The organism is Brevundimonas sp. (genome assembly GCF_016463485.1).
Classification (GTDB): domain Bacteria; phylum Pseudomonadota; class Alphaproteobacteria; order Caulobacterales; family Caulobacteraceae; genus Brevundimonas.
In genome coordinates this window covers 1-3,528 of sequence record NZ_JAEMRD010000216.1, presented here as the reverse complement: position 1 = coordinate 3,528, position 3,528 = coordinate 1, and the positions used below count along the sequence as shown (strand labels likewise).

The window sequence follows — 3,528 nt, the reverse complement described above, 5'->3', positions numbered from 1 at the left end:
GGGACGCCCCGCCCGCCGCGGACACCCGCGTGGCCACGGCCGAAGGACACGACCCGATATCGGCGACCAGCACCACCGCCCGGCGGATCAGGGGACTGTCCCGCTCCAGCAGCTTCCAGCCCCGCCCGAGCCGCTGGTGAAAATACAGGCGCGGCCCCGGCCCGGCCACCGCATCCATGACCTCGTTCAGCACCGAGGCCGCCTCGACCTTCAGCGACGCCCCATCGCGACCGGCCGACGACCGGTCCTCATGCGCCCGCCGCCCCAGGGCTCCGAACAGACGGGTGCGGGCGTTGACGCCCCCTGCCCCGTCCAGACGCGGCCCCAGTCCCGCAAACGGATTCTCGTCCCGGGCATCCCACAACAGGCGGGCGACGTCCTCGATGGTTTCGGTCTGGGCCAGATCGACCGCGTCCCGGCCCCGATACAGCAGCCGCCCCCCCGCGATCACGCTGACCGACGATGCGATCGTGACCACGCCGCGCACCGCCGGCGTCGTCAGCTGGGCAAGGTCCGCAGACACCGGAGGCTCGGCCTCGGACCTCGGCGAGGTCAGCCGGCCGATGTCCTCGACGGCATACAGGCTGCGGCGCGGATTGGCGGGATCGGGCCGCGCGGCGATCCGCCCACGGCTGACATAGGCGTACAACGTCTGGGTCTTGACCCCCAGCCGCGCCAGGGCCTCGCCCCGTCCTATCCAGCGTCCGGCCGTATCCATGCCGATGCCTGCCCAACCTTCCTCGTCATCGCGTCGTGGTAAGAGACGCTACAACCTTGCGGCGCTTTGGTGACCACCGTTTTAAGAGTTAAGCTTGACCATAAGCCTGTGACCGCCGCGCTTGGCAAGGCCCCGGCTTTCGGCGACAAGGCCGGGGATGACCTCCCCCGCCGAAACGCCGCCTGACGCCGCCGTAAAGCCCGCGCTGACCGGACCCGACGCGGCGGCGATCACCCGTCGGATAACCCGCCTGTCGGTCGGGGTCGCCGTCGTCCTGATCGCATTGAAGGCCTTTGCGCTGGGTGCATCCGGCTCCGTCTCGGTGCTGGCCTCACTGACCGATTCCGCGCTCGATCTGGCCGCGTCGCTGGCCACCTTCTTCGCCGTGCGCTGGGCTGCCGCGCCCGCCGACGCCGAGCATCGCCACGGCCACGGAAAGGGCGAGTCCATGGCCGCTCTGGTCCAGGCCGGACTGATCTTCGCCTCGGCCGTCTTCGTGGGCTGGGAGGCGATCCACCGGATGTTCGATCCTCGCCCCGTCGCCGCCGGAGGATGGGCCGTCGGCGTCATCATCCTGTCCATGATCCTGACGGCGGGACTGGTCTGGTTCCAGACCCGGGCCCTGAAACAGGTCAAGTCCCTCGCGGTCGCCGGCGACCGTGCCCATTACGCCGCCGACCTCGCCGCCGCCGTCGTCGTCCTGATCGGGGTGATCTCGGGATCCTGGCTGCGGGCACCGGGCCTGGACGCCGCCGCCGGCCTGGTCGTCGCGGTCTGGCTGGCCTGGGGCGCGGTCGGCCTGTTGAAGACCGCCTCGGACGAACTGCTGGACCGGTCCGCTTCCAACGACGAGATCGCCGCCATTTCCCAGGCGGTGCTGTCCGACGCCCGCATCCGGGGCCTGCACCGCTTGCGCACCCGTACCTCGGGCGGGGCGGTGATGATCCAGATGCACGTCGATCTCGACGGGGGCCTGACCCTGACCGAGGCTCACAGGATCGTCGACGACGCCGAAAACCGCATCCGTCAGGCCCTCCCCGGCGCCGACGTCCTGATCCACGCCGATCCGTCCGGCACACCCCACGAACCGCCCTGGCCCGCATCCGGCCCCTGGGGCTGAACCGGACGAAGTAAACGCCGATTTAACGGACGCGGGTCCAGAAACCCCGCATGTCGGCCCGCGTCCTCTTCCATTTCCCGTTCGACCCCGGCTCGCGCTCGGTTCGCCTGGCGCTGGGCGAGGCCAAGATCGCGTTCGAGGATACTGTCGTCCGCCCGTGGGAGCCCGACTGCCCGCTGGCCGACCTCAACCCCTCGGCCATGCCCCCAGTGTTCCAGGTCGCCGATAACCGCCCTCTGACCCTCTGCGAGCCCGCGGCCATCCTGGGCTGGATCGAGGATCAGCAGAAGACGCCGCTGCTGCTGGCCTCGGACCCTGCCGAGCGGGCCGAGGCGCGCCGCCTGACCGCCTGGTTCGACCGCCGCTTCACCGACGAGGTCAACGCCGTGTTGCTGCACGAGCGGATGGAAAAGCCCCTGCTCCGCCTCGGCCCGCCCGAGGCCCGCGCCTTGCGCGACGGCCGCGCGGCCCTGCGTGAGCACCTCGCCATGCTGGAAGAGCTCGCCGCCGCCCGCGACTGGCTGGCGGGGCGTCGCCTGTCCCAGGCCGACCTGATCGCCGCCGCCCACCTGTCGGTGCTCGACTATTTCGGCGAATTGCCGTGGAAGGCCCAGCCGGCGCTCAAGCTCTGGTACATGAAGATCAAGTCCCGGCCCTGTTTCCGCCCCCTGCTGACCGACCGTTTCCAGGGCCTGGCCGCCGCCGCCCACTATGCGGACCTGGACTTCTAGCCGCGCACGAAAAAGCCCCGCCGCTCACGCGACGGGGCTCGGTTCCTTCAGACCGCAAAAGGCCTACAGGCGGCAGCGGGCCACCACATTGCGCCTGACGACATAGGTGTCCGTACGCGGATTATAGCTGCGATAGCGCTGCGAACAGGCGCGGACGTGGCGGTACCAGTCGTTGGTCCGCGTCCAGCCGCGTGGCGGACCCGCCGGTCTCGCACCCCAGCCGTTGTCCCAGCGGCCATAGCGATCGTTGTCGTTGCGGCCCTCGTTGCGGTCATTGCCGCGTCCGTTGTTCCAGTCGTTGTCGTTTCGACCCCGGTCCTGGCCGCGCATGGTGTCCTGCGTATAGGGTCGTTCCTGCGGCGCGACGGCAGCGGCGACGGGCAGGGCGCTGAGGGTCATCAGACCGGCGGCAGCGGCGATCAATAGGGTGCGCATTGGAAATGCCTTCCTTGGATTAGCCCCCGCTGGGTCCGTAACGCCGCCCCAGCGGCGACGTTGCATGGCGTTCCGAACTGCCTTCTGCCTAGCCCCGCGTCTCCCACGCCATCCATATCGCCACGGCCACGATACCCAGGGCCGAGGCGGCGCGCAGCCAAGGCCCCTTGGCGTCGGTCAGCAGACGCGCGCCCGCCGCCGCCGCGCCCAGCACGATCAGGCCGTGAACCACCAGGGCGACCCCCAGATGCAGCGTCCCCAGCGTCAGCGCCTGGACCAGCGGCCGGGCGTGATCGGGCCGGATGAAGGTCGGTAAGAGGGCCACATAGAAGACCGCCGCCTTGGGGTTCAGCAGATTGCCCGCCAGCCCCCTGACGAAGGCCTGTCCCAGATCGCGCCCCGGGGTATCCTCCGACGCGGTTTCGCCCGCCCCCGGACTTTTCCACGCATCCCACGCCAGCCAGAACAGGAAGGCCACCCCCGCCCAGCGGATGGTCTGGTACAGCCACGGCCAGGTCAGCAGG

General features: G+C 70.1%; 4 protein-coding genes and 1 pseudogene. 2 read left to right on the top strand and 3 right to left on the bottom strand.

Translation table 11 applies throughout. The features are described from left to right. Nucleotides 1-718 (bottom strand): annotated as a pseudogene (locus JHC99_RS18000) (citrate/2-methylcitrate synthase); the annotation flags it as partial. A gap of 157 nt (nt 719-875) precedes the next feature. Between JHC99_RS18000 and JHC99_RS17995 the strand changes: the two are divergent. Both JHC99_RS17995 and JHC99_RS17990 read left to right on the top strand, forming a co-directional pair. Continuing rightward, entirely contained in the window at nt 876-1,838 is a 963-nt protein-coding gene (locus tag JHC99_RS17995) for a cation diffusion facilitator family transporter (RefSeq protein WP_292156049.1), read from the top strand. A 50-nt stretch (nt 1,839-1,888) separates the two neighbouring features. Beyond that, nucleotides 1,889-2,569 carry a glutathione S-transferase family protein gene (locus JHC99_RS17990; protein ID WP_292156047.1) on the top strand — a complete coding sequence of 227 codons (681 nt, stop codon included), beginning with the start codon at nt 1,889-1,891 and terminating at the stop codon, nt 2,567-2,569. A 63-nt stretch (nt 2,570-2,632) separates the two neighbouring features. Here the strand turns inward: JHC99_RS17990 and JHC99_RS17985 are convergent, their stop codons facing one another. Both JHC99_RS17985 and JHC99_RS17980 read right to left on the bottom strand, forming a co-directional pair. Next, nucleotides 2,633-3,004 (bottom strand): BA14K family protein, encoded by a 372-nt coding sequence (locus JHC99_RS17985; protein ID WP_292156046.1) that lies wholly within the window; start codon nt 3,002-3,004, stop codon nt 2,633-2,635. 88 nt (nt 3,005-3,092) lie between these two features. After that, the coding region (locus JHC99_RS17980) for a LysE family translocator (protein ID WP_292156045.1) at nt 3,093-3,528 on the bottom strand (436 nt) is incomplete at its 5' end.

Excerpts from the sequence above, each read along its gene's own strand:
- JHC99_RS17995 (WP_292156049.1), top strand. The coding sequence starts at position 876 with ATGACCTCCCCCGCCGAAACGCCGCCTGACGCCGCCGTAAAGCCCGCG.
- JHC99_RS17990 (WP_292156047.1), top strand. The coding sequence starts at position 1,889 with ATGTCGGCCCGCGTCCTCTTCCATTTCCCGTTCGACCCCGGCTCGCGC.
- JHC99_RS17985 (WP_292156046.1), bottom strand. The coding sequence starts at position 3,004 with ATGCGCACCCTATTGATCGCCGCTGCCGCCGGTCTGATGACCCTCAGC.